21 protein-coding genes are annotated in these 23,946 nt (G+C 35.3%); 4 read left to right on the plus strand and 17 right to left on the minus strand.

What is annotated here, in order from left to right; all coding sequences use genetic code 11:
* The first annotated feature begins 25 nt into the window (after positions 1–25).
* Positions 26–1,294 carry a lipopolysaccharide assembly protein LapB gene (locus GJU43_RS15200; protein ID WP_154341605.1) on the plus strand — a complete coding sequence of 423 codons (1,269 nt, stop codon included), beginning with the start codon at positions 26–28 and terminating at the stop codon, positions 1,292–1,294.
* Between the two features lie 112 nt (positions 1,295–1,406).
* Here the strand turns inward: GJU43_RS15200 and GJU43_RS15205 are convergent, their stop codons facing one another.
* From GJU43_RS15205 to GJU43_RS15230, 6 genes are all read right to left on the minus strand, one after another.
* Positions 1,407–1,826 (minus strand): OsmC family protein, encoded by a 420-nt coding sequence (locus GJU43_RS15205; protein WP_127337227.1) that lies wholly within the window; start codon positions 1,824–1,826, stop codon positions 1,407–1,409.
* 350 nt (positions 1,827–2,176) lie between these two features.
* Positions 2,177–4,168 carry a DUF349 domain-containing protein gene (locus tag GJU43_RS15210; protein ID WP_154341606.1) on the minus strand — a complete coding sequence of 664 codons (1,992 nt, stop codon included), beginning with the start codon at positions 4,166–4,168 and terminating at the stop codon, positions 2,177–2,179.
* A gap of 450 nt (positions 4,169–4,618) precedes the next feature.
* A complete protein-coding gene (locus GJU43_RS15215; RefSeq protein WP_154341607.1) occupies positions 4,619–5,368 on the minus strand; it encodes a shikimate dehydrogenase in 750 nt (249 codons plus the stop codon).
* Positions 5,369–6,766, minus strand: coding sequence for a tetratricopeptide repeat protein (locus GJU43_RS15220; RefSeq protein ID WP_154341608.1), 1,398 nt, complete (start codon positions 6,764–6,766; stop codon positions 5,369–5,371).
* 162 nt (positions 6,767–6,928) lie between these two features.
* The gene (locus GJU43_RS15225; protein WP_154341609.1) at positions 6,929–8,125 is read right to left on the minus strand and encodes an aspartate aminotransferase family protein; all 1,197 of its coding nucleotides are present in this window, start codon (positions 8,123–8,125) and stop codon (positions 6,929–6,931) included.
* Positions 8,126–8,457: 332 nt separating this feature from the next.
* Positions 8,458–10,137, minus strand: coding sequence for an OstA-like protein (locus tag GJU43_RS15230; protein ID WP_154341610.1), 1,680 nt, complete (start codon positions 10,135–10,137; stop codon positions 8,458–8,460).
* 560 nt (positions 10,138–10,697) lie between these two features.
* On the opposite strand from GJU43_RS15230, the gene GJU43_RS15235 reads away from it, so the two are divergent.
* Positions 10,698–12,566 (plus strand): alpha-amylase family glycosyl hydrolase, encoded by a 1,869-nt coding sequence (locus tag GJU43_RS15235; RefSeq protein ID WP_154341611.1) that lies wholly within the window; start codon positions 10,698–10,700, stop codon positions 12,564–12,566.
* A 61-nt stretch (positions 12,567–12,627) separates the two neighbouring features.
* Here the strand turns inward: GJU43_RS15235 and GJU43_RS15240 are convergent, their stop codons facing one another.
* The 7 genes from GJU43_RS15240 to rsfS all read right to left on the minus strand — a co-directional run bounded on the left by GJU43_RS15240 (position 12,628) and on the right by rsfS (position 18,255).
* Positions 12,628–13,407, minus strand: a complete 780-nt coding sequence (locus tag GJU43_RS15240) for a superoxide dismutase (protein WP_154341612.1) — start codon at positions 13,405–13,407, stop codon at positions 12,628–12,630.
* Between the two features lie 8 nt (positions 13,408–13,415).
* Positions 13,416–13,685, minus strand: coding sequence for an acyl-CoA-binding protein (locus GJU43_RS15245; RefSeq protein ID WP_154341613.1), 270 nt, complete (start codon positions 13,683–13,685; stop codon positions 13,416–13,418).
* Positions 13,686–14,339 carry a phosphatidylserine decarboxylase family protein gene (locus GJU43_RS15250; protein WP_154341614.1) on the minus strand — a complete coding sequence of 218 codons (654 nt, stop codon included), beginning with the start codon at positions 14,337–14,339 and terminating at the stop codon, positions 13,686–13,688.
* Positions 14,329–15,219 (minus strand): phosphatidate cytidylyltransferase, encoded by an 891-nt coding sequence (locus GJU43_RS15255; RefSeq protein ID WP_154341615.1) that lies wholly within the window; start codon positions 15,217–15,219, stop codon positions 14,329–14,331. The genes GJU43_RS15250 and GJU43_RS15255 overlap by 11 nt, the downstream gene beginning before the upstream one ends.
* Before the next feature lies 1 nt (position 15,220).
* Positions 15,221–15,829 (minus strand): lactate utilization protein B/C, encoded by a 609-nt coding sequence (locus GJU43_RS15260; protein ID WP_154341616.1) that lies wholly within the window; start codon positions 15,827–15,829, stop codon positions 15,221–15,223.
* A 113-nt stretch (positions 15,830–15,942) separates the two neighbouring features.
* Positions 15,943–17,868 (minus strand): ATP-dependent zinc metalloprotease FtsH, encoded by a 1,926-nt coding sequence (gene ftsH, locus GJU43_RS15265; protein WP_154341617.1) that lies wholly within the window; start codon positions 17,866–17,868, stop codon positions 15,943–15,945.
* A gap of 15 nt (positions 17,869–17,883) precedes the next feature.
* The gene (gene rsfS, locus GJU43_RS15270) at positions 17,884–18,255 is read right to left on the minus strand and encodes a ribosome silencing factor (protein ID WP_007809313.1); all 372 of its coding nucleotides are present in this window, start codon (positions 18,253–18,255) and stop codon (positions 17,884–17,886) included.
* A gap of 94 nt (positions 18,256–18,349) precedes the next feature.
* On the opposite strand from rsfS, the gene GJU43_RS15275 reads away from it, so the two are divergent.
* Positions 18,350–19,090 (plus strand): biotin--[acetyl-CoA-carboxylase] ligase, encoded by a 741-nt coding sequence (locus GJU43_RS15275; protein ID WP_154341618.1) that lies wholly within the window; start codon positions 18,350–18,352, stop codon positions 19,088–19,090.
* Between the two features lie 303 nt (positions 19,091–19,393).
* Here GJU43_RS15275 and GJU43_RS15280 read toward each other — a convergent pair whose 3' ends face one another.
* Both GJU43_RS15280 and pyrE read right to left on the minus strand, forming a co-directional pair.
* On the minus strand, positions 19,394–19,786 hold the full coding sequence (locus tag GJU43_RS15280) for an SRPBCC family protein (protein ID WP_132033286.1): 393 nt from the start codon (positions 19,784–19,786) through the stop codon (positions 19,394–19,396).
* 268 nt (positions 19,787–20,054) lie between these two features.
* The gene (pyrE, locus tag GJU43_RS15285; RefSeq protein WP_154341619.1) at positions 20,055–20,699 is read right to left on the minus strand and encodes an orotate phosphoribosyltransferase; all 645 of its coding nucleotides are present in this window, start codon (positions 20,697–20,699) and stop codon (positions 20,055–20,057) included.
* A gap of 7 nt (positions 20,700–20,706) precedes the next feature.
* Between pyrE and GJU43_RS15290 the strand changes: the two genes are divergently transcribed.
* Complete coding sequence (locus GJU43_RS15290; RefSeq protein WP_154341620.1) at positions 20,707–21,318, plus strand: NUDIX hydrolase; 612 nt, start codon at positions 20,707–20,709, stop codon at positions 21,316–21,318.
* A gap of 193 nt (positions 21,319–21,511) precedes the next feature.
* Here the strand turns inward: GJU43_RS15290 and GJU43_RS15295 are convergent, their stop codons facing one another.
* Complete coding sequence (locus tag GJU43_RS15295; RefSeq protein ID WP_127337246.1) at positions 21,512–21,736, minus strand: hypothetical protein; 225 nt, start codon at positions 21,734–21,736, stop codon at positions 21,512–21,514.
* A gap of 414 nt (positions 21,737–22,150) precedes the next feature.
* Complete coding sequence (locus GJU43_RS15300) at positions 22,151–23,878, minus strand: M14 family metallopeptidase (RefSeq protein WP_154341621.1); 1,728 nt, start codon at positions 23,876–23,878, stop codon at positions 22,151–22,153.
* Between the last annotated feature and the right edge of the window lie 68 nt (positions 23,879–23,946).

Genomic DNA, 23,946 nt, shown 5'->3' on the forward strand with positions numbered 1-23,946 from the left:
AAATTAAATATACAAATTGAATACTATGAAAAGTAAATATGTAATACTTGCGTCAGCATTACTGATTTCAGTAGCTACTTTTGCTCAAAAAGATCAGATTAAAAGTGCAGAGAAAGCATTAAAAAGCGGAGATGCTCAAGGAGCAATTTCAATATTGAAAGATGCTGAAAATTTGGTTGTAAATGCCAAAGATGTTGAACAGGCACAATACTATTTTGTAAAAGGTAATGCTTACCTTGACCTGGCTACTAAAAAAGTAGATGAGAGTAAAAGCTTATCTCTTGCTGCTGAAAGCTATAAAAAATTAATTGACATTGAAAAAGAATCCGGAAAACTAAAATATTCTACTCAGGCAGCTACTTCAATTGCTCAGATTAAAGGAAACTTAATTAATTCGGCTATTGCAGATACTCAGGCAAATAAAAATGCTGAAGGAGCAAAAAAATTGTATGATGCTTACTTGTTAGATAAAAAAGATACAATCAATTTATATTATGCAGCTTCAACTTCAGTAAATGCTCAGGATTATGATTCAGCTTTACCAATGTACGAAGAGTTGAAAAAAATTAACTATTCAGGAAAAGGGACTAGTTATACAGCTTTAAATAAAGCGTCTGGAAACGAAGACGGATTTAATACCGCTAGTGAAAGAGATTTAGCTGTAAAATTAGGAACACACGAAAAACCTAAAACAGAGGCTATTCCTTCTAAAAGAGGAGAGATTTATAAAAATTTTGCTTTGATTTTAGTTCAGAAAGGCCGTATCGAAGATGCTAAAAAAGCAATCGCCGATGCAAGAAAAACAAACCCGGAAGATTCTTCTCTATTACTTACAGAAGCAAATCTATATCTTGAAACCAAAGATTTTGATACCTACAAAAAATTAGTGGGTGAAGCTTTGCAAAAAGACCCGAACAATGCTGATCTTTTATTCAATCTTGGAGTTATTAGTGGAAATGCAAAAAATCCAGCTGACGCTGAAAAATACTATTTGAAAGCGATCGAAATTAATCCGGCTTATACAAATGCCTACCTTAATCTTGCAGCATTAAAATTAGAAGCTGAAAAACCAATTATTGATGAAATGAATAAATTGGGTAATTCGGCAAAAGATATGAAGCGTTACGATGTGTTAAAAGCACAAAGAGAGTCTGTTTTTAAAGGAGTGATTCCTTATCTAAAAAAAGCAAACGAATTAGATCCTAAAAATGAAGATGTTGCTAAAACGTTATTAGGTGTTTATAAAGCATTAGAAATGACAGCTGAAGCAAAAGCTTTGAAGGCTACAATGTAGTTTTGACTACAGCTTAAAAGTTCCAATATTTAAAAATTCCAAATTCCAATTATGCTCAGCATCTTTTGGGATTTGGAATTTTTTATTTGTATTTTTTTTTTTAATTTGCTCCTTAACTGATCAGGGTGGCAGAAAGTGTAATAGTAGTGTTTAAAAGTTTGGAAATCGGACAAATTTCCTTTGCTTTAAGAGCTGTTTTTTCAAACTCTTCAGCAGAGATGGAAGGTACTTTTCCTTTCAGGTCCAAATGGATCAAAGTTATGGTTCCGTCTTCAAAAGTTACTGTGGCTTCTGTAGCCAAATCATCTGCAGTAAAGCCGCCTTCGTTTAATAAAAAGCTTAATTGCATCGTAAAACAGCCGGAATGAGCTGCAGCAACAAGTTCTTCAGGATTTGTTCCAACGCCGTCTGCAAATCTTGTTTTGAATGATAATTGAGCATTATCCAGTGTGGTACTTTGTGTACTAATGGTTCCTTTTCCTTCCATGCCCGTTCCTTTCCAGTTGGCATTTGCTTTTCTTGTAAATTTCATATCGGTAATTTATATAATTAATAATTATTTGAACTTTAGTTAAAAAATAGACTATCAAATATAATCAATATTTTACAGAATTGTTTTATGAAAGTTGAGGAGAATGTTAAGTTTAGGGTTTCATGTTTCAAGTTTCAAGTTTCAGGTTTCAAGTTGAAATGAAGTGGAGTGAAAAAGTTAACCGCAAGGAACGCTAAGTTTTGTTTTTGTATTACGCTTATAAAACGCAAAGTTCGCAAGGCTGATATTGATATAGCTTTGCGAACTTTGCGTTTTGTGGAAAAATATACGTATGAATAAAACTTTGCGTGCCTTACGGTAAAATGCTTTGTTTATTTAACGGACAATTATTATTCCTGGTTCAGGTTTCTTAATTGTTTTAGTTTGTCTTTCCAAACCTCAAGACTTTCTTTGTGAATAGCAATGTTTTTGCGAACTTCAAGAACGATTGAGTTTTCTTTTTTAGCATTTTTTGTATTGGTAAAAAACTGAATATTGTTCTCTAATTGGAAAATTTCATTTTGAACTTCTTCAATCTTACGCATGAGAAAGATTTTTTCGTTGTCCAGTTTTCGGGTGTCGTTACTTTCAGATAATGAATCGATACGGTTAGAGAAACGCATCATCTCCGTTTCTTTTTTGCTCAGACTTAATTTTTCAAAAAGGGCATCAAGAATTTTATTGAATTTTCCTTCAATGTGACGTCTGGAGAACGGTACTTTTCCAAATCCTTTCCAGGTTTCAATATGCAATTTTATAGCGTCTAAATCTGTTTTGTGGTCTCCGGTAAGCTGATATGCTCTAAGAATGTCTAAATATGCTTTTTTATGGTCAAAAGCAGCTACTTCATCAACATTTTCTTCAGATTTATGTTCCTTTAATTTGTCAAAATAATGATTGCAGGCATCTTTAAATTCCTTCCAGATTTTATCTGAATATTTCTTAGGAACGTGACCAATCTGTTTCCACTCCTCCTGAATCTGCTTCATGATTGGAGTAGTGGCTGTAAAATCAGTACTTTCCTGTAATTCTTTGGCTTTCGCCACAAGCGCCATTTTTTTGTTTAAATTATCGTTCTGATCTTTCTTAATGTCCTTATAAAATGAATTTTTGAAAGAATTAAAATTTCTAACGGCAGTTTTAAAAGCAGCCCAGGTTTCCTCATTTACTTCCGATGGAACTTTTCCTGCAGCAAAGAATTCATTTCGTAAAGCTTCTACTTTTTGTATCTGAACGAGCCACTGCGAATGGGAGTTTACTTTTTCAGTACCTAAAACTTCTAGTTTAGCAATAATTTCTTTTTTAACCTCCAGATTTTGTTGCTCGTTGGCTCTTTGACTTTCAAATAAAACTTCTCTTTTGTCGTGAATTTTTTTAGTCAGTTCACTAAATTTATTCCAGATAGTATCGCGGTGTTCTTTCGAAACTGGTCCAATATCCTCTTTCCAGATTCTGTGTAAATCCTGTAGTTCACGGAAAGCTTTGCTAATGTCGGTTTCATTTACCAATTCCTCGACACGGGCAATTATTTTTTGTTTTTGATCCAGATTGTATTTGAAATCCAAATCCCTGGCTTCACGGTCCAAATGCAGATAGTCATAGAAATTTTCTACGTGGAAGTGATAATTATTCCAGACGTGATTGTATTTGTCTTTTGGAATTGGGCCTGCATTTTTCCATCTTTCTCTTAAATCATTAAAATGTTTAAGGGTGTCTTTGATGTTTTCCTGCGGGTTTATAAGTTCTTTTAGTTCTTCAACAATAGCTAAACGATTGTCCAGATTTGATTTTAAATTGGTTTGTAAATGTTTAAAATGAACATTTCTCTTTTCCCTGAAAACATTATAGTATTCATCAAATTTAGATTTTAACGGAGAATGGTATTCAAATTCTTCATTTGGATCTTGCTTGGAAGCATTAAATTCTTCCCTTTTCTCCTCAATAAGATGATTGTATTGTAATAAAAATGCTTTTTTGATTTCTTCAATATGATCTTTTACAGACATGGTTTTATCTGTATGTACGAGCTTTTTCAATTCGTCAACAAGTTCATCTAACGAAAAAGTATTATAGTCCTGCATAGGAATATCATGACGCTCTTTCAGCGTCTCATCTTCACTTTCTTCCGCGTTTGAATTTGTTATCGCATCCAATGCTTCCTGATGATCAGTTTCTGTGGCTTCAACTGTAGTTTCTGCTTCAGTTTCAGTATTTGAAACAGAGTCTTCAGCTGTTATTTCAGAATTTGATGTTTCAGTTGCATCATCCTGTATAGAATCGCTTAATTCGATTCCTAATTTTCCGTCTGCTTCTTGCAGGTTATCATTCTTTTCTTCTAACATTTTAAATGTATAAGGTTTATTGTTTTAAACAGAGCGAAAGATAGTAAAGGTGTTTCTAAATACAAAATAAATCGTTTGTTTATACGCTATTTTGCAATTAAATTCTTATTTATTGCTCCGTTCAGCCAATATGATATTGATTTTTTTATCCTTTTTTTTGAAGTTAATATAAAATTTCATTTGTATGAATTTTTAGAAAAATCTAATGAAATGATTGTCTTAATCTTCGAATTGTGATTTTATTTTAATAAATCTTTTGTGATAAAATGATTTTGCTGCTGTATTCTAAGTCGTATTGCTGGGAAATACATTGGGGGTGTAGTGTATCGAAAAACAGCATCAGAGCCCATTTGGTCTGGATTGGTAGTACAGGAAAAGAAAACGGTAGATACTATTCTGTGATGGCGAAAAGAAATTAAGATAAACAGTTGTACGGGAAGGAGTAGCTTTTTATTTATTCCAGATTTTCCATGCCTTTTCAGCCTGAAAAATAAGCATATCGTAGCCGTTTTTTATAACAGCTCCGTGCTCTTTTGCTTTTTTTAGAAATTGTGTTTCTTCCGGATTATAAATTAAGTCATAAGCGATGTGCTTATTGGTGAAAAATTCATAAGGGAGATTGGGACAAGCTTCGATATTGGGGCTTGTTCCTACAGGAGTACAGTTGATTATGATTTGAAAATTGTCAAAAGTAGTGGCATTGATTAAGTCGTAATCAATAATATTTTCTTTGGCTTCCCTTGAAACGAAAGTATACGGAATATCGAGCTCATCCAAAGCAAAAGCAACTCCTTTTGAGGCACCTCCGGTACCTAAAATGAGTGCTTTTTTATGATGTGGTTCCAGTAACGGTTTTAATGATTTTTTGAAACCATAATAATCCGTATTGTATCCTTTTAATTTTCCGTTTTTGGTAAATTTAATGGTATTGACAGCACCTATTAAAGTGGCTTTTTTTGAAAGTTTATCTAAAAAGGGAATGATTTGCTCTTTGTATGGAATCGTAACATTAAGGCCTTTTAAGTCGGGATTATTTTTAATCAGTCCGGAGAAATGATTAATTTCAGAAATGTCGAAATTTTCATAGGTGTTGCCTGCAAAAACTTCATCATTAAATTTTTCTGTAAAATATCCTTTCGAAAAAGAGTAACTAATATTACGGCCTAATAAGCCAAATCGTCTTTTTAAAATATCGATCATTTATTCTTTTCTGTGTTTTTCAATATAATTTTTCACCATTTTTTTTGACCAGACCACCGGAAATAAATCTTCGATTAGAATGTAGTTGTCAAAATTTAAACGTAAGCCGTTGCTTAAGTGAAATTTTGCCTTTGTATTGTCCTGAATCATGAAATACAATCCGGCCAGACGATATTCGATTTCGTTTTCTTCAGGGAAATATTCGGATGCTTGTAATAAAGTCTGAATAGCACTGTCAAATTCACCTAAAAACTGCAAAATATCAACCCAGAATAACCAGGTGTCCAATCCGTAATCACCAAATTCAACCGCTTTTCTGTATCCAAATTCAGCTTCCTCAAAGAAGTTCATTTGTTTGTTGATCGTGGCATAACGTTTCCAGTACAAACGGTTCTGATTGTCGATTGCCAATGCTTTGTTGACAAAAAATAAGGCTTTTTGGAAGTTTTTCTGGCGAACGTGAAAATCAGTTATGGCAATCCATCCTTTATCTAAAAGCGGATCTTCATGCACGGTCTGATTGTAATATTGTAATGCTTTGGCAAAATTGCCTAATTTCTCGTAACATTTTCCAATACGCAATAAGGCATACGAGGTCGCATCGTCTAATTCGATGGTGCGGTTGTAGCTTTCAATTGCTTTTTTGTATTTTTTCAGACGTTCGTACGCTTTTGCTTTTTCCATGAAAGCGCCCAGAAATTCGTCGTCAATCAGGGTAGCGTAATCAAATGCACGAATGGCATTTTCGTATTCCTTCACGCCATAATGCAGGCGCCCAAGCTGGTGCCAGGCAATTTCGCTGTATGGATTTTTATTGATGTAATCGTTCAGGTATACAATGGCTTCCTGGTTTTGATCTAAAAATTCAAAACAGTAAACCACATTGTACAGTGCAGACTGATCTTCTAAATCTTCTTCGAGACATTTGATAAAACTGTCTTTTGCCATCTCGAGATTATCCATAAAAAGATATTCCATTCCGATTAAGTTGTACACGTCAGCATAATCGTCTGTATATTGCAGGGCAATTTTAAGCAATTCTACCGCTTTTTCATGTTGATCTCTCTTGGAACAGATATTGGCTTTCTGGATGTAAATTTCCTCGTTGTTAGGTTCAATTGCATACAACTCATTTAAAAGCTTTTCAGCGATATCAAGTTTGTCGTCGTAAACCAGCATTTCTACTTGTACTAATTTTAAGCCCGTAGATTTTGGATGTTGGTCTAATGCAAGTTTTAAGGCCTTTTTTGCTAAATTAGCCTTGCCTATATCCAAATAATGAAGAATAATTTCTTCAAATTCTTCAGAATCAAAAAAGAGTACTTTGTTCGTTTTTAACATCGACTCAAATTTGGATAAGGATAGGTTATAATCTTCTTCTTCGTTGCTTAATTGCATACTTTGTTTTATTTGAAATTAGCCTGTTATAAAATTAGGCAACCATATTAGTGTTGAGAGGAACGGGAATCAATTGTTTTGAACAATTTAATTAACAATACGGACAGAATTTCTACTCTGTTTTAAGTTGTAATCTTTTGATTTGTGAAAGAGTACCGGGTATTAAACTTTTTTTTCTTTTTTCATTATTTCATCCATAACGTTTAAAATTATGGCACAGCCTTCTTTTATTTCTTCTTCCGAAATGGTTAATGGCGGTGTTATTCGTATGGCGCATCCTTCAAACAGCAACCAGAACAATATAAGCCCTTTGTCCTGACAATTTAAAATAACCTCGTTGGTTATTTCGGCAGTTTCGGTCATTGCGGCTAGCATTAATCCTTTTCCTCTAACTTCCTTTATCAAAGGATGTACCAAAAGAGATCTGAACAGTTTTTCCTTCTCTAAAGCTTCCTGCATTAAGTTTGTTTCAGTTAATTCCTGCAAAGTAGCTAAACAGGCTGACGCAATGACAGGATGACCTCCAAAAGTGGTGATATGACCCAGTTTGGGATTTTCGGTTAAAAGGTCCATTTTTTCAGCCGAAGCCGTAAAAGCACCCACAGGCATTCCGCCACCCATTCCTTTTCCCATTACCACAATATCAGGAACAACATCGTAATTCTGAAAGCCGAAAAGTTTTCCGGTTCTTCCAAAACCGGGCTGAATTTCATCAACAATCATCATCGCTCCAACTTCATCGCAGCGTTGGCGTACTTTCTGAAGAAAATTATCATGAGGCTGAATAAATCCGGCGCCTCCCTGGATCGTTTCCAAAAGAATAGCTGCGGTTCGGGTGGTTATTTTTTGTAAATCGGCTTCATTGTTAAAAGTAATAAAATCCACGTCAGGAAGCAATGGTCTAAAAGCCTGTTTGCGTTCTTCAAACCCCATCACACTCATTGATCCCATCGTATTCCCGTGATACGCATTATGACACGAAATAAGCTGACTGCGTCCAGTGGTTCGCTTTGCGAGTTTCAGGGCTCCTTCGATGGCTTCTGTGCCTGAATTGACCAGATAGGTTTTATTAAGGGATTCCGGAAGGAATGAAGCCAGCAACTTGCAATATTGAACAGCCGGACTTTGTGAATATTCGCCGTACACCATGACGTGCGAGTATTTATCTAACTGATCTTTTATGGCCTGATTGACTCTCGGGTGCTGATGCCCTAATGTACAGGCGGAAACTCCGGCAACAAAGTCTAAATATTTTTTATCGCTCGTATCGTATATGTAAGAACCAATGGCATGTGAAACTTCCATTCCTAAAGGGTATGGGGAAGTTTGTGCCTGGTATTTTATAAAATCTGAATTCATTTTTTTTCTTAAGGGTCTAAGTGGCTGAGATACTAAGGTTCTGAGTTTTTTAGTCTCAGTCTCAGTTTTCAGTCTCAGTAAAAATTGAAAACCGTGACTGCGACTGTCTAACTGCAACTAAATTTAACCGCAAAGATCGCAAAGTTTGCACAATGTTCGCAAAATTTCAGGTCAAGTTTAGATTATTAAAAAGCAAAGATCGCAAAGCTTTGTAAACTGAAAACTGCGACTGTGACTCTGAGACTGCAACTCTAAGACTGCAACTCTAAGACTGCAACTCTAAGACTGCAACTCTAAGACTGCAACTCTAAGACTGCGACCGAAAACCGCGACTATTTCTTAGAAGCACCTTTTGTCGTCGCTGGCTTAGCTGTACTTGTTTTCGCAGTCGGTTTCTTTTTATCGTAATCCAATGTCTCTTTCCTGATTTTCATCGGGACATTTTCTTTGGCGTCTTCGTCTTTTCCTTCTTTGACTAATTTATCATTGAGCTCATTTTCTTCGGAAGTGAAAATATCATCTTTAGACTTTATCCGTTCATCACCACGCCAGACCAGACCTCTTAATTTACGTGCATTTTCGGGCAAATCGGCTTCGGGATAAATATCTCCGTCGACTTTGTTGAAAAATGTAATGGTTTCAATGGCATTATTCTCTAAAATCATATTGATTTTACTACTCACATTTTTATTGATACCAATGAGTTCATGATCATCATTTCTCATATAATAAATGACTTCGGTATTTTTGATCACATCGACGTCATGTAATTTGCCTTCCCTGAATTTTCCAAATAAATTGAGACCTTTTACCTGGTTAAATCCGGTTCCAAGTGTATCCCGCGAGACAATAAAGGTATTGTTGAGTACTTTTAAGGAATCTATTTTTCGGGTCTTGTTATCTCCGATTAAATGCATAATGTCTCCGGTTATCTGACTTTCACCATTCCAAAGGATTGGATTACCGATCAGTTTTGTCAAAGCTGTTTTTGAATTGGAATGAATCGAATCACATTTTCCGCTCATATCTGTTTTATAAAAACGAACATTGTTAAAAGCTCTCAGAATTCGTTCGCCCGGTTTTCCTGTAACCATTAGTTTTTTTCCGTGAATGTAAACGGAATCATTATCTACAAAGTTCACAGCAACAGCTCTTTTGGTGACAAACATCGAATCCTTTAGCTTGAAAACTTCGGCATAATGTCCTTTTACAATTCCGCGGTTTATAGAATCGGTAATTTTTACATTTCGGGTTGCTGATGCAAATTCAGTATTTCTATTGTAAAACAAACTATCTCCTTCAATGCGCCTGTCGTCGTACTTTATGTATGATTTTCGGAGTAAATGGGCCAGATTTTTCTTGGTATCGTAAAATCCTTTTTCGGTATAAATATAATTAGCCTTGCTGGTAATCGTCGAGGGACCAAACAAATAACTATGTCCTGAATTACTGTAATAATCCAGATGATTTGATTTGATAACGTATTTCGGATTGGTAAGAACCACCGAGGTCAGAAATTGAAATTTTTTCTGGGCGACATAATAGCGCCCTGATTTACTAACTAAGGTATTGTCTTTATTAACGATTGTTCCTTTCGAATTATAAAAAACTTCCTGAACATTTCGGTCAAAGTTGATCGTGTCGGTTTGCAAAGTGGCATCCGGTGAGGTCATAACAGCATCTCCGGTAGCAAACGCTTTTTTCATATTACCATTATATTCGGCGTATTTACTGTTAAGATACAAGGTATCCCCCTGTACTAACTGTACATTTCCAAACGCTTTTAAATAGTTTTCCTTTTGAAAAAAATAAGCTTTGTTGCAGGTAAGCACAACGCCGTCATGATTGACTTTTACATTTCCGGTTAACAAAAGCGCGTCGGGCATTGCGATTTGATCAACATCAGAAAAATCAGCATTCTCGACAATGATTTTTTTAGGCGTTTGCGCAAAAATGCTTTGAACACTTAAAACAAGTAAACAATAAGATATGAAAAAGAGTAATTTCTTCAAGGGATTAATTTTTTGTCAAATTTATGAAAAAGGTTACAACCTTTCTTGATATTAGGATTAAATTATAATTTTTAGGTACAGAGGTTCAAAGTGGCAAAGGTTCAAAGTGGCAAAGGTTCAAAGTAGCAAAGGTTCAAATTGACAAAGGTTCAAAGTGGCAAAGGTTCAAAGTGGCAAAGGTTCAAAGTGGCAAAGGTTCAAAGTGACAAAGGTTCAAAGTGACCAAGGTTCAGAGGTGTATTAGGTATTGGTAGAGACACACAACAGTATGTCTCACATAAAAATAATCAGTGAAAAAACTTTGAACCTTTGCATCTCTGTAACTTTGAACCTTTATTAAGTTACCAACAAAAGATAAAACTATTTCGTTGTAGTTTTGCTTTTTGACGTTTAATGAAAATCAATTTCTTTTGAGTTTTAAAAATTAGTTTAAATTTAAAAAATCGTTTCTATTGATTTGATGAAATAAACTTTAAAAAATAAATTTCAATTTTATTACGATTGGAATTTAGGATTTAAATATTGCATTTTCTTTTCTGTGAAACAGTTTAAAAATAATTATGAAAAATAATAGAATTTGGGTTGCAGGAATAGCTGTAGCGATGCTGTTTACGGCATGTAAAACAAAAGATTTGAAAATGAATACAGCTAACGAAGAAGTTCTTGCCGATAGGAAAATTGTCGTGTATCAGGTTTTTACGCGTTTATTCGGAAATAAAAATACGACCAACAAACCCTGGGGAACCATTGAAGAAAACGGTGTCGGGAAATTTAATGATTTTACAGATAAGGCATTGCATGAAATTAAGGATTTAGGCGTTACCTACATTTGGTATACCGGAGTGCCGCATCATGCTTTGGTTCGGGATTATACGGCTTACGGAATTTCAAATGATGATCCGGAGGTGGTGAAAGGCAGGGCTGGTTCTCCTTATGCCGTAAAAGATTATTACAATGTAAATCCTGATTTAGCGGTAAACCCTGCCAATCGCCTTCAGGAATTTGAAGATTTGATTGCACGCACCCACAAAGCCGGCCTGAAAGTAATTATTGATATTGTACCCAATCATATTGCCCGTAAATACGAAGGAAAAAACAATCCGGAAGGTGTTCGCGATTTTGGTGCTGACGATGATGTAAATGTGGAATACAGCAGAAACAATAATTTTTATTATATTCCGAACGAGCATTTTCAGATTCCTGACGGAGATCTTCCGTTAAATGGAGAAAAAAATCCTCTTGTTGATGGTGTTTTTGATGAAAATCCGGCAAAATGGACCGGAAACGGATCGCGTAAAGTAAAACCGGATCAGAATGACTGGTATGAAACCGTAAAAGTAAATTACGGAATCCGTCCGGATGGTTCAAAAGATTTTCCGGAGCTTCCGGCTGGTTTTGACCAAAAATCCGCTGCCGAACATTTTGCTTTCTGGCAGGATAAAGACGTGCCCGATTCCTGGAAAAAATTTAAAGCAATCGCTTTGTACTGGACAGCAAAAGGAGTCGATGGCTTTCGTTACGATATGGCCGAAATGGTTCCGTATGAATTTTGGAGCTATATGAATTCAGCTATCAAAATGAAAAACCCAAATGCTTTTTTACTGGCTGAAGTATATAATCCGAATGAATACCGCAATTATATCCGTTTGGGAAAAATGGATTATCTGTATGATAAAGTAGAAACCTACGATAAACTGAAAGACATTATTCATGGAAAATCTTCAACCGACGGTTTATCTGAAATTCAGACGAGAATGCAGGATATCGAACATCATATGCTTCATTTTTTGGATAATCATGATGAACAGCGTCTGGCAAGTCCTGAATTTGCAGGAACTCCGGAAAGAGGAAAACCTCTAATGGTAGTTTCTACAACGATCAGCACATCACCAACAATGGTTTATTTTGGACAAGAAGTGGGAGAGGCAGGAAATGAAAATGCAGGTTTTGGAACACATTCGAGAACTTCAATCTTTGATTATATCGGTGTTCCGAATCATCAGCGCTGGATGAACGACGGAAAATTTGATGGAGGACAGCTTTCTGAATCAGAAAAAAACCTTCGGGATTTTTACAAAAGACTGCTGAATTTTTCGATTAAAAGTTCCGCTCTAATGGGGGATTTTCAGGAAGTTCAATCGGTCAACCGTAATAATGCGGGTTATAATGACTTCATTTATTCGTATGTTCGTTGGTCAGACAAGCAAAAGTTAATTGTTGTCGCCAATTTTTCTTCGGAGAAAACAAGTGAGTTTGAATTGAAAATACCTTCTGATATTATTTCAAAATGGAAATTAAAAGACGGTTCTTATGTGCTTTTAGATCAGTTGTATTTAAAGAATAAAACCTATTTTGTGGTAAAGAATGGAGAAGGAGTGGCAAGAGTTACAATCGGACCGTCAGAATCTTTTATTTATGAAGTGGAATAAAAATTGAATGAAGCTAAAAAGAAAAAAGCTGATACCATAATGTATCAGCTTTTTTTATGATTTATACTTTCTTGACCTTTTTTAAGGCTTCTATATAATTTTCGTTTACTTTCTCCCAATTAATGTGTTCGTAAAAAGCATCAATATAGCTTCCTTTTCTGTTTTGGTAGTCGAGATAATAAGCATGTTCCCAAAGATCTATGCCCATAATTGGTGTTCCGGGAACCAGAGCATTTTTCATTAAAGGATTGTCCTGATTTTCTGTGGTAGTTACCTGCAGTTTGCCCAGTTTATCCACTACCAGCCAGACCCAGCCAGACCCAAATTGTTTTGTGGCCTGTCCCTTAAACTGATTGGTAAGATTATTGAAAGAACCAAATTCCTTATCAATTGCACTTGAAAGAGTATCTTTAGGAGTTTGCTGTTTTGGTGTCAGAATATTAAAATAAAGCGTGTGATTGTAATATCCACCGGCATTCTGACGAAGTTTGGCATTATTAAGATCTAACTTTTTAAGAATATCTTCAATAGACATATTCTCAAATTCAGTAGAAACAATTTCCTTGTTTAAGGTATTGGTATACGTTAAATAATGCTTGGAATAGTGTGTTTCTAAAGTAAGAGACCTGATGCCGGGTGCTAATCCGTCATAAGAGAAAGCCAGTTTTGTAAGTGCAAAAGATCCCGGATCTGCTTTTACTTCATCCGGAGTTCCTATGATTATTTTCTCCTCTTTTGTGGGTAAAGGAACTTCTACAACTTCGGTTAGCTTATTGTCATTACAAGAAAATAATGCTAAGAATGAAGCTAAAATACTGAAACGAACAATGTTTTTCTTCATAATGGGAATTATTTTGCTGTTAGTGAATTTATGATTTCGATATAATGTTCTTTTGCTTCGTCAACGGATATATGACTTATTTGCATCCAGGCATTTGTTTTGAAGGCGTCACGTAAATCAAAATTTTCAGAATGATTGTACACCGCAGTGCCGAAAGTCGCCTGCTTGTAATAGGCATACAGCCTTAACTGCACATCTTGCGGCAACGAAGCCTGTGTCATTTGTAAGGCAGTTTCTACGGCCTCTGAGAAACGAGTATCTAAATCTTTGATCGTCATTTAAGCTTTTGTAGCAATAATGGTTTTTCCTCCAATTGCTTTTTGGTTTAATTCTACATTAATTTGCGTACCTAAAGGTAAAAATAAATCTACTCTTGAACCAAATTTAATGAATCCTGCATCTGTTCCCTGAACCACCTGCATTCCTTCTTCTGCGTAATTTACAATTCTGCGGGCCAAAGCGCCGGCAATTTGTCTGTACAGGATTTGTCCGAAAGTTTCATTTTCGATGACAACAGTTGTTCTTTCGTTTTCTTCACTTGCTTTTGGGTGCCAGGCAACCAAAAATTTACCAGGGTGGTATTTGCTGAATTTGATAACACCATCCATAGCATAACGGGTTACGTGCACATTTATGGGTGACATAAAAATAGAAACCTGTAAACGTTTATCCTTAAAGTATTCGCCTTCGTAAACTTCTTCAATTACTACTACTTTTCCATCTACCGGAGCCAGAATATGATTGTCTTCTCTGATCGCAATTCTTTTAGGATTTCTAAAAAATTGTAAAATAATAATCAAAATCAAAACAGCTGCTATCTGAACAAGCATTCTCAGCCAGCTGATATCAATAAAACGATCAGCGATCAAAAGTACGGCAACAGTAAAAACAGTACCTAATAAAATGGACGGGGCTCCTTCTTTATGAAACATAATATAAAATTTGGTAAAATAAATATATAATTGGTGCTACAAATATAACACTATCTAATCGATCTAAGATGCCTCCGTGTCCGGGCATTATCGAACCGCTGTCTTTTACACCGGCAATTCTTTTGAATTTTGATTCGATCAAATCACCGATCGTTCCAAAAACGCTTACAATTAGCGCAATAATAGTCCATATTAAAATAGACTTACCGCTAAAAGCAGGATTGGGCTGGATGTAAAATTTTGAAATCAAAAAGCCTGCAAAAGCAGCAAAAACAGCTCCTCCTAAAAATCCTTCTATGGTTTTTTTGGGAGAAACACGTTCGAATAATTTATGTTTACCTATAGATTTACCTACCAGATAAGCAAAAGTGTCGTTCGTCCAGATCAGAATAAATAATCCAATGATAATTTTTGGATTGTAATCATTCGTACCGAAAGAAATTTTTACAATAAAAACAAACGGTAATGTAATATAGCCTAACAGGTATAAGTATTTGGAGGAAATGCTTATTTTCTGAACAGAGTCATAAAACAGAAATAAGATACATTTAATGGCTATGACTATGGTAACGGCAAGTAATACCAAATCTAATTGCTTGATATTGGTTTCCAAATCAAAGTTTCCCTGAAACAGATCATTAAGGTAAAGTGTAGTTTGTTTGTTGTAGTGGCTGATTAATACAATAACGGAAAACAACAAGACGCCAAATAGAATCGAAAAGATTTTATTAAGATCGACCAAATTGGAAAATTCATAAATCGTAATAACCAGAAATATACCAAAAAGGATAATAAAGCTTTCGGTAGAAAACAAGATCGAAGTTAGTAACAAAGCGATATAAACAGCACCAGAAATGGTTCTCTTGAGTGTTTCGTTCATCTTAAAGATCTTCTAAAAGCAATAAGTACAGATTTTTGGCAACACTTCCGTATTGTGTGAAATCTTCTTCTTTTGCTTTTTCGAAATATTTTATTGTGGTAATATTGGTAGGATAGTCTCTTTCGTATTTGCGTTTAATAGCACTCAGACCATCACTTTTTATAGCAAGAATCTGGCTGGTGGTAGCTATTATAACAATGTTGGGAGGTAATTCGTTTGGTTTGTCCTGTCTGATTTGTTTCGATGAAAATAAGATGGAGCCTTCATCAGCAATAAGGTTTTCGCAAGAGGCAAGAAGGAATTTAGGATTTCTTGGTGAAATATAAATTAATTTATTTTCCTCCAATAAGCTGAATAAACCCGGTTCGTAACATAATACTTCATTCTCGAACCAGTCGTTTTCTTCTAAAATATTTTCAAATTGTTCTGCTACTTCCTGTTTGTTTTCACAATACAAAAATTTACCCCCGTTTTTCTTAAAATTAAAAATGAATCGCTCGTCAATAGATAAATGACTATCAGGATTTGTTGGATTCCCTCCATATTCGCTTTCAGTTTCTTCATCAGAAGCGGCATCGCTCGAACCAAATATTTTTTTGAAAAAATTCATTTTATATGAAATACTTTACATGTTAATTGAAAACGTTCAAAGATAAAAAAATCTTAATTCAAAAGGCTATTTTGAATTAAGATTTTAAAAAATATTAAATATTTCCGAATAATTTAAGAAACTACTTCTTCCAGATTTTTGTCAAAAGTACGTTTTCCGAAAATTGTTTCTAAGTCATCTTTAAAAATAACTTCTTTTTCAATTAGAATATCGGCAAGCTGATTTAGTTTGTCTTTATTTTCTTCAAGAATTTGAATGGCTCTTTGGTATTGGCCTTCAATTAATTCTGAAATTTCTTTGTCAATAACCTTTGCTGTTTCATCAGAATAGGGTTTCGAGAAATTGTATTCGCTTTGACCGGTTGAATCATAATAGGTAACATTTCCTATTTTATCATTCAGACCATAAATCGTTACCATTGCACGAGCCTGACGGGTTACTTTTTCTAAATCGCTTAATGCTCCTGTAGAAATTCTGTCGAAAGTTACTTTTTCAGCAGCTCTTCCGCCCATAGTAGCACACATTTCGTCTAACATTTGATCTGTTCTTACGATTTGTCTTTCTTCCGGAAGATACCATGCAGCTCCTAAACTTTGTCCACGAGGAACAATCGTTACTTTAATAAGGGGTGCAGCATGCTCTAACATCCAGCTTACGGTTGCGTGACCGGCTTCGTGAATCGCAATTGCTCTTTTCTCTTCCGGCGTAATGATTTTGTTTTTCTTTTCAAGACCACCAATGATTCTGTCGACAGCGTCAAGGAAATCTTGTTTGTCTACAGCCGTTTTGTTGTAACGTGCAGCAATTAAAGCGGCTTCGTTACAAACATTTGCAATATCAGCACCAGAGAATCCCGGAGTCTGTTTGGCTAAGAAATCTAAATCAAGACCTTCTACTTTTTTGATAGGAGCTAAGTGAACTTTAAAGATTTCAGCTCTTTCACGAATGTCCGGTAAGTCAACAAAAATTTGTCTGTCAAAACGACCGGCACGCATTAAAGCTTTATCAAGCACATCAGCTCTGTTTGTCGCAGCCAGAACGATTACATTAGAGTTTGTACCAAAACCATCCATTTCTGTCAATAACTGGTTCAGTGTATTTTCTCTTTCGTCATTTCCGCCTGACATATTGCTTTTTCCTCTTGCTCTACCAACAGCATCAATTTCATCGATGAAGATAATAGCAGGAGATTTTTCTTTGGCCTGTTTGAATAAGTCACGTACACGCGATGCTCCAACTCCTACGAACATCTCAACGAAATCAGAACCTGATAAAGAGAAGAAAGGTACCTGGGCTTCACCGGCAACAGCTTTAGCCAATAAGGTTTTACCAGTTCCCGGAGGTCCTACAAGTAAGGCTCCTTTAGGGATTTTACCTCCCAGATTGGTATATTTTTCAGGGTTTTTCAGGAATTCAACGATTTCCTGTATTTCTTCTTTTGCACCTTCTAAACCGGCAACATCCTTAAATGTTGTTTTGATATCTGTTTTTTCATCAAACAGTTTCGCTTTTGATTTTCCGATGTTGAAAATTTGTCCGCCACCGCCACCGGCTCCGCCTGACATTTTACGCATAATGAAAATCCATACACCAATAATGATGATGATTGGAAGCAGACTGATCAGAATATCGCTCCAGTTGTTTTTTTGCAGGAAATTAAAATCTTTCAGTTTGCCTTCGCCTACTGCTTTTTCTAATTTCGTCTGAAAAATCTGGTCGTTACCAATTTCTAAGGTATAGTGAGGACCTTTATTAGGTCTTTCAAAAATATCTTTTGCTACTTTTTTATTTGCTGCATCTTTTAGTGCTGCAGCTGTCAGATATACTTCAGCTTCCGCTTTATTGTATACAATGACTTTTTCAATTTGTCCTTTTTCTAATAAATTATTGAATTTAGAAGAAGTTAATTGTGCAGGTTCGCTTAAGTTTGATCCTCCGGTTGCAAAACTTATAAATAAAAAAACTAGAAGTATTGCAGTATATATTAACCAGGGACTTATTTTAAATTTACTCGGGTTTGGATTATTATCTTTAGCCATTAGAAAAAATTTTCTTTAGTATTTGTTTTCGATTGTAGTTATTTTGGCGTCACCCCAAAGGCTTTCGATATTATAGTATTCACGAATATGTTTCTGGAAAACATGTACCACGATATGCACATAATCCATCAGGACCCACTCCGCATTATCGGTTCCTTCTACGTGCCACGGTTTGTCTTTTAAGTCTTTGGATACTGTTTTTTGAATTGAGTTTACAATGGCATTAACTTGGGTATTTGAACTTCCGTTGCAAATTACAAAATAGTCACAAACAGCCGTGTCTATTTCTCTTAAGTCAAGAATATCTATATCATTTCCTTTTACTTCTTCGATTCCTTTGATTATGTTCGCCAATAGAACATCATTATTAATAGTCTTTTTCGCCATGAATTATTTTATATGATTTTGTAAAGTTACCAATTTTTGTGATTAATTTTGAACCTTAACAAAATATTAAATTAAGTATAAATAAATTATTTGAATGAAACTAATCAAACTCGATGCCATAGATTCTACAAACGATTTTCTTAAGGCCCTGGCCAGTCAGGAAGAGCCTGATAATTTTACAGTGGTAACAGCTGAAAATCAGACAAAAGGCAAGGGGCAAATGGGATCTAAATGGCAGTCTGAATCCGGTAAAAACTTAATTATGAGTGTCTTGGTGAAGGATTTTTTGTTTGATAATGAGCAGGTTTTTAATTTAAGCGTTATAGTTTCATTAGCAGTAATCGAGACTTTAAAATCGCTGGATATTTCCAATTTAAGCATAAAATGGCCAAACGACATTATGTCATACAATAAAAAGATTGGTGGCATACTAATTGAAAACACCCTCAAAAGTGATGGCAGAATCGTGTCAGTTGTCGGATTAGGTCTTAATGTGAATCAGACTAATTTTGATGAATTGCCCCATGCGTCGTCATTGACAGTACTTTCAGGAAAGACTTTTGATAAGGATATTTTGCCCTTTTTAATTACGGAAAAAATCGAGCAAAAAATTCAATCCTGGCAAACGAATTCATCCGTTTTTTGGGAGGAATATTTCAATTCGCTCTTTCGAAAAGGAGTTCCTATGCCGTTTAAAAATCTTCATCCGCAAACTTCGGGACAAAATTTTATGGGAATCATTCAGGGCGTTTCTCCTGTGGGGAAAATCCAAATACTTCTTGAAGATGATTCGGTTTCGGAATTTGAAATTAAGGAAATTCAGATGCTTTATTGAAAGGTTCTAAGGGACTAAGGTTCTGAGGTGCTAAGGTTTTTTAGGCTCAAAGGTGCAAAGGTGCAAAGGTTCAAAGGTTCAAAGGTTCAAAGGTTCAAAGGTTCAAAGTTGCAAAGGCTTAAAGTAGCAAAGAGGGAGAGGGAGAGGTGTTCTAATACTCTTGCACAGTCTTAAAGAAATTAAAACTTAATGTTTTTGTGACTTTAAGAGAAGTAAATCTGCTAAATCTGCAGAATCTGCGTGAAAGCAAAAAAAGCCCGATCGTAAAATCGGACTTTAAATTTTAAGCATTAATATCAATACTTATAGTTTTGTCATATTAGCGGCCAGCGTTTCAATAAACTTGCTGATTGGCCCTTTGATCATCATGGCCATCATGGCATTGAATTCTCCTTCAAATTGCAGTTGTACAGCACTTTCGGTAGCAGAAATACTATCGATGTTAGAAACTAGTGTAAACGGAAGTTTATCGCTCGCCGCACCCAGAACAATTTTGTTTGGAGCTACTTTTTCCTTCATTTTAAGTTTTATTTCCGGCATCCCTTTCAGTCCAAAAATAAAAGCATCTTCGCCTGTTACTTCAAATTTAGCAATATTATCGGGCATTAATTTTTCGAAATTCTTAACATCAGTCAACAAATCGAATAAATCCTGTGCTGATTTCTGAACAGTAACTTTTGGACTTTCTAAGTTCATATTTTTCTTTTTTTTTTATTTTTTACCGCAAAGAGCGCTAAGATTTTTAATATACAATGTTTTATAAAGCGCTAAGTTCGCAAAGTTAGATCGAAATTAAAATCTCAATTTCCAAAAAAGAGCGAAGCGATTTTTTAGCTAAAATCTAAAATTATTTAACCGCAAAGGACGCAATCTTTTTTAATTTTGTAAACTTTTTATAAACGCAAAAGTTCGCAAAGTTTTGTCGATATAGTGTAATCTAAAATCAACAATCTAAAATCTAAAATTATTCCTGTCCCCAGGTAGACGGACTTCCGTTCCATTCCTGCAAGGTCGATTGCTGGTCTTCGGTGATATATTGTTTCTGAACCGCTAAATCCAAGAGGTTCTCGTAATTGCTTAAGGTATAAAGGTCAATATTAGCATTTTTGAAGTTCTCTTCCGCCACATTAAAACCATATGTAAAAATCGCTGCCATTCCTTTAATGTTAGCACCTTCATTACGTAAAGCTTCCACGGCCATCAGACTGCTGTTTCCGGTACTGATTAAATCTTCAACCACAACAACATTTTGTCCTTTTTGCAAAAAGCCCTCCACCTGATTTTGCCTTCCGTGTTTTTTGGCTTCCGGGCGTACGTATACAAAAGGCAATCCAAGGCTTTCGGCCACCAGAATACCAATTCCTATCGCTCCGGTTGCAACACCGGCAATGACATCCGGTTTCCCAAATTGTTTCTCAATATTCTTTGCAAACTCATCACGAACATAATTTCTGATCGTTGGAAATGAAAGAATTAACCTATTATCGCAGTAAATAGGAGATTTCCAGCCAGAAGCCCATGTAAAAGGATTTTCTGGATTCAATTTAATTGCATTTATTTGCAAAAGCAATTCGGCTGTTTTTTCGGCAGTATCTTTATTAAAAATCATAGTACAAATGTATAAAGTTTTTGTGAACGACAAACCACTTTTTTTGACAAATGAAATCTCCAAAGAGACTAATTTTCAATTATTCTTATTAGAGAGTATTGATATTGAGCAGCTTATAGTGAAAATATTTCAAAATAAAATTCAAAAAGCCTATTTATATCATCCTGACGAAAGGGAAATAATGAAAACGCTCAAGGCCAAAATTCCTGTAACGAAAGCCGGAGGAGGATTGGTTTACAATAAAAAAGGCGAAGTTTTATTTATTTTCAGAAACGGAAAATGGGATTTGCCTAAGGGCGGAATCGAAAAAGGGGAGGAAATTGAAGACACCGCTATGCGTGAAGTAGAAGAGGAGACCGGTGTTGGAAAATTGACCATCACTGAAAAACTTCAGAAAACCTATCACGTTTTTAAACGCAACGGAAAATACAAACTCAAAATCACGCATTGGTTCGAAATGCAATCTGATTTTGAAGGAATTCCGGAAGGCCAGATCGAAGAAGGAATCGAAAAAGTGGCCTGGCTGAACCCGGAGGAAATCAAGGATGCACTTAAAAATTCTTATGAGAATATTAAATTGTTATTTGAAGAAGAAGTTAAGGCTTCAGTTGAGGATTAGATAATGATATAATTTGATAATGAGATAATTTGATAATTAGAAAATTCTATGCTGGAGATTCTGATTTAAGTATAAAAAAAAGTAAGTAAGACTTAGCAGCTTAGAATCTTAATGATTTAGAGGCTAAAAAAATCCAATAAAAAACCCCGATCTTTTTAAAATCGGGGTTTTCATTTAATAGTTTCAGTTAAATTTATTCGGCCTCCAGATAAGGATTTAAAATTTCGGCTAATTCATTGAGCCAATAAAAGTTGGATTCTATTCCATTTGGTGGGGTTTCCTGTTCCCGCATTACGCCTAAAGCCAGTGTGTAATTTACCTGCCTGATTACTTTAGCCATATCTTCAGGGGCTATCGCGTGATTAAAAAAATCAATTAGCCTTTTTTCGGCTTCTTTTGAAAAAGTGTTTGTACTCATAAACTACATTTTAGTGAATATTAAACCCGCGTAAATAATGCATCACTATTGTTTTTAATAGCAAAACCTTATCACAAGAGCAATTGTATTTAATTCTAATGTCGTAGTTTAGAATTTCAAAAATAAGAAAAAACTTTCAATTTAAAAAAAAAAAACATCTTTATTTTTTCTGCTCTATTTTTGATATTGTTATGCATAAAACTGTGACATTTTTTTTTAAAATTATTTTTTGTCACAAAAAATCCGTGACAAATTTTTTATTCGCTTTCATTTTGTCACAAATTAAAGTATAAAGCTTACTAAGTTCAATCAATCGAAATTTGCTCAGATCTACACCTAAAGCTTTGCGTCCCCCCGCGTTTTTCAACCCAATCAAAAACAAAAAACTTAGCGAACTTTGCGGTTAAGAAAAATCTACAAAACACGATAAACCGGATACTGCAAATGCGCCTTCTCATAATAAACAGAATGTTTGTAAATCCATTCTAATTGCGCTTCGGGATTTTTGGCAAATTCGGCATCATTTTGCTTTTTAGTTTCCAGCTCTGCTTTTAAGGCTGGATTTTCTTTTAAAAGTTTCGCCGCGGTATCTTCAAAAACATAGTCCGAATAATGTTCTTTTTGCTGTAAAATTGGGTCGAAGAAATTCCAGTTAAAAAAGGAATCAACCCCTTCCGGTTCGAAAGCTTCCAGTAGATATTTTACGCCTTTTTGATCTGTTGGAACCAGGTAATCGCCTTTCGCAAAAGTAACTTTTACCATTTTAGAAGTAATGGTTGTATTTCGATGAATGTAATGCCCTTCATAAGCCGACGGAACCGTTTTGAAATCGGCAATTTTATAACTTTCAACTTCTATTATCGTATCCTTTTTTAAGGTAGAGTAGGTGATGGCATTGTTTTTCAAAAGATCTATAATATTCCAATACCCACGCGGAATAATATAAGCGGTCGGAATGACAATTTCTTTCATGGATTTGAATTCCTTAATGTACGGAACGTCTTTTTTATAAGGTTTGCTGCGATCGTAGAACAAACGATTTCCGGTTGTAGCTTCGCTTTTTTTGTAACCCGCTTCATAGCCCAGGAATGAAAAAGGAGTCGTTTTGGTACTGTCCATTTCCCATTTCAAAGTATAGGTCTTTTTGGGTTTATATTGTTCTTCGTTTTTCAATCGAAGTTCTTTTATTTTTAGGTAGTTGGCGTCCATAAAATCAATGGTCGACTTCATGTATTCGTAGGTTACTTTAACACGGTCGGCATATTTTTTCAGCATGTGCGTTTCTACCACAAATCCAATGGTATTGTAGAGCGACGTATAGCCGGTAGTATATCTCGGACTATCTGTAAACTGACCGAAACCTTTGTCCGGTGTATCTTTAAACGAATCGACGTAAGGTGTCGTTTCGATTTTTTTATTTTGTAAATCTTTTACCAAAGCAGGCATCATTTGGGTATTCATAAAATCACCCAAAACAGTTCCTAATTTGTTGTGTTGCGTCATGATGTAGGTTAATTTGTACTGATAATCAGATCCGTTACTAACGTGATTGTCTATAAAAACATCGGCATTTGTTTTCTGGAAAATCTCGACAAAACTTTTGGTGTTACGCGTATCCGATTTCATAAAATCGCGATTCAGGTCGTAGTTTCTGGCGTTACCGCGAAAACCATAAATTTCAGGTCCATCCTGATTGGCTCTTGTGGTGGAATTTCGGTTTAAAGCACCGCCAATATTATAAACCGGAATGGTGACGATAACCGTATTTTTGGGAGCCTTGATTTTTCCAAAAGCCAAATCGCGGAACAATTGCATGGTAGCGTCAATTCCGTCAGGCTCTCCGGCGTGTATTCCGTTATTCACTAACAGGACGGCTTTGTTTTTCTGAATTTTAGTAAAGTCAAATTCTTTGTCCGGATTAAAAGTAATCATATGTAACGGATATCCTGAATCTGTCAGGCCCATTTCGAGCATCTGGATTGTTGGGAAATCATGCGATAATAGCGTGTAGTAGTTGATGGTTTCGAAATAGTCTGCCGCCTGATTTCCATTTCCTTTTTCGAAAAAAGTATCATATTTTTTGGTGTTCTGAGCGAAAAGGGTAAGTGTAAAAAGGGAAATGACAATGGTAAAAAGTCTCATGATTTGGGTTTTTAATAGAAAAGTCAAATATAAAGTTTTATTTGTTTCAGGTTTCAGGTTTTAAGTTG

The sequence above is a fragment of the Flavobacterium sp. LC2016-23 genome (assembly GCF_009674775.1).
Lineage (GTDB): Bacteria > Bacteroidota > Bacteroidia > Flavobacteriales > Flavobacteriaceae > Flavobacterium.